The 2,958-nt window shown below is 62.9% G+C and carries 2 protein-coding genes; both read left to right on the forward strand.

Annotated elements, in window-relative coordinates:
- Positions 1–336: LacI family DNA-binding transcriptional regulator (locus KA184_19490; protein ID MBP8131768.1), on the forward strand; the 336-nt coding region annotated here is incomplete at its 5' end.
- A gap of 91 nt (positions 337–427) precedes the next feature.
- On the forward strand, positions 428–2,938 hold the full coding sequence (locus KA184_19495) for a DNRLRE domain-containing protein (protein ID MBP8131769.1): 2,511 nt from the start codon (positions 428–430) through the stop codon (positions 2,936–2,938).
- Positions 2,939–2,958 lie beyond the last annotated feature (20 nt).

Raw genomic sequence — 2,958 nt, forward strand, 5'->3', positions numbered from 1 at the left:
GCGGTGGATACCCTGTTCGCCCGGTCCCGCGACCGGCGGCTGACCGCAATCATGTGCGTTACCGACGATATTGCCCGCGGCGTCATCCGGCGCCTGCGCCGGCGCGGCCTGCGCGTGCCCGAGGATGTGTCAGTAACCGGATTCGACGACCTGGCGTGGTCCGCGGACTTTCGGCCGCCCTTGACTACAGTGGCGCAGCCGCTCGAACGCATCGGCCGCAGGGCCGTGCGCCTCCTGCTCGAGCGGCTCCACAACCTCGAGCGGCCGCCCACCCGCGTGGTGCTAGACCACCGGCTGTGCATTCGCGCATCGACCGCGCCGCCGCCGGCGCCGTAGACAACCGCTGCGGCGGCGCCCGTATCCGGGCTCGCCGCAACGTGACCCATAGATCAAGAAACAAGAAACAGGAAACGGGGAGGGCCCAAAGATGCACACGCAGGCATCGGGCCGCATGGCCATCATGGCCGGGGGCGTCTTGTTGTTCCTGTGCCTTCCGGCGGACGGCGCGCAAATCTACGCCAACGACGACGTCACGACGCGCAACAACGGCAACAACTACGACGAAACCGACATGGGCTCCGGCGCATACGCGGGGCTCCTTGTCAAAACCGATAGCGGCTATTCGTGGCTCGAATTCACGCTCGGAACCGCTACCACAGCCAACGCGACCCTCTACATTTACAATTACTGGACGCAGAACGGCGTGAATTACGACGTGCGCGTCCGCGCCGCGGCGTACAACTTCAACGAGACGGTCCTTACCGGCGACAACGACCCCGATACCAGCGGATGGGCCGTGCTTGTCAATTCCTTCCATGTGGACACTAGCGCCCGGTGGTATCCGCTCGACATTACGGCATTCTATAACGCCCACCTTGGCCAGACCGTCACCTTCAAATTCGAGACTGTAACCGGCACGGGGGACGGGCCCATTTTCGTGGACCGCGAAGGCACCGGTGGTTACAGCCAGCGTCCCTACATCAATTGGGCCTCCGATCCGACCCCCCCGTCGATAAGTCCCAACGACGACGTGACCACACGTGGGAACGCCACCAACTACGACGAATACAATCTCGGCGGCGGCGCTTACGCCGGCCTTCTCGTCAAAGTCACCAGCAATTTCAGCTGGATCGAATTCACCCTCGGCGCGACTACCGCCGGTTCCGCAACCCTGAACATCTTCAATTACTGGACGCAGAACAACGTCAACTACGACGTGCGCGTCCGGGCGTCCGTCCACAATTTCAATGAGAACACACTTACCGGCTTGAATTCTCCGGATACCAGCGGATGGACTATTGTCGTCCCCTCATTCCACGTGAACGCCGTGGCGCGCTGGTACAGTCTGGACGTCACCACCTACTACAACGCTCACCTGGGCCAGACCGTTACGTTCAAACTCGAGCCCGTGACCGGCACCGGCGACGGCCCAATCTTCTCCGATCGCGAAGGCACCGGCGGCTACACCCAGTACCCCCATCTCGCGTGGACGCCCCCCGGCGTGCCGCCTGTGATTGCGGAGGCAGCGCCCGACCCGGACAGCGCAGGCGCCGGAACGGAGTACGTGAAGCAGCTCTCGCTGGTGCAAGGCGCTCCACCGGTCACGTGGTCGGTCGTCCAGGGGCCGTCCGGGCTCAGCGTGGACCAAACCGGCCGTGTAAGCGGCTGGACTCCCGCCGATGCTGACGTGGGGGATGCATTCACGATCGAGGTCCAGGCGAGCAACGGGTACGGAAGCGACACGGAGTCGTGGGCCGTGAACGTCATCGACATTACGGACCCGGTGGCCGCCTGCAAGGACATCACGGCGCCGCTGAGCGCGGTTGCGCCCGCCTTCGTGACCATCACGCCCGCGGACATCGACAACGGCAGCAGCGACAACGTGGGTATCGTGCGCTCTCTGATCGACGGGGGCAACTCCGTTACGTACACCTGCGGTCATGTGGGGCCGCAATCGGTGACCTTGTACGTCGAAGACGCCGCCGGAAACTCCGATTCCTGCATCGCCACTGTCGTTGTGACGGACGAGACCGACCCGGTGGCCAGTTGCACAAATATTTCCGTGCCGCTTGATGCGCTCGGCTCGGCCGCTATCACTGCGGACGACGTCAATAACAGTAGTTCCGACAACTGCGGCATCGAAAGCCTGACCGTTGCTCCTCATGTGTTCACCTGCTCGGAGCTTGGGGAGAACACGGTTACGCTCACCGTTGAGGACGTAAACCGCAGGCATAGTACCTGCCAAGCCATAGTGACAGTGCAAGACCCATTAGGCGTTTGCAGCGCCGAAGGGGAGGGCGAAGGCGAAGGCGAAGGCGAAGGTGAGGGTGAAGGCGAAGGCGAAGGCGAAGGTGAAGGTGAGGGCGAAGGTGAGGGAGAAGGCGAAGGTGAAGGTGAAGGTGAAGGCGAAGGTGAAGGCGCAGGTGAAGGTGAAGGTGAAGGTGAAGGCGAAGGCGAAGGCGAAGGTGAAGGTGAAGGTGAAGGCGAAGGCGAAGGTGAAGGTGAAGGCGAAGGCGAAGGTGAAGGTGAAGGCGAGGGTGAAGGTGAGGGCGAAGGCGAGGGCGAAGGCGAGGGCGAAGGCGAGGGTGAAGGTGAAGGTGAAGGCGAGGGCGAAGGCGAGGGCGAAGGCGATCCGGGCATCGATGAATGGCATACGGCGGACCAGGATCACAGCAGCAAGATCGAATTGACCGAGTTGTTGCGCGTAATCCAGTTCTACAACTCGGTGGGGTTCCACTGCGAAACCGGTACGGAAGACGGTTACGCGCCGGGGCCGGGCGTCCAGACCTGCGCGCCGCACGCAAGCGACTACATGCCGGAGAACTGGCAGGTCGAGTTGACGGAACTCCTGCGGCTGATTCAGTTCTACAACTCCGGGGGCTACCATGCCTGCCCCGGCGAAGACACAGAGGACGGCTTCTGCCCCGGTCAGGGTTGAACTCATCCGCGCGCGGATTG

It is taken from the genome of Candidatus Hydrogenedentota bacterium (genome assembly GCA_018005585.1).
Classification (GTDB): Bacteria; Hydrogenedentota; Hydrogenedentia; order Hydrogenedentales; family JAGMZX01; genus JAGMZX01.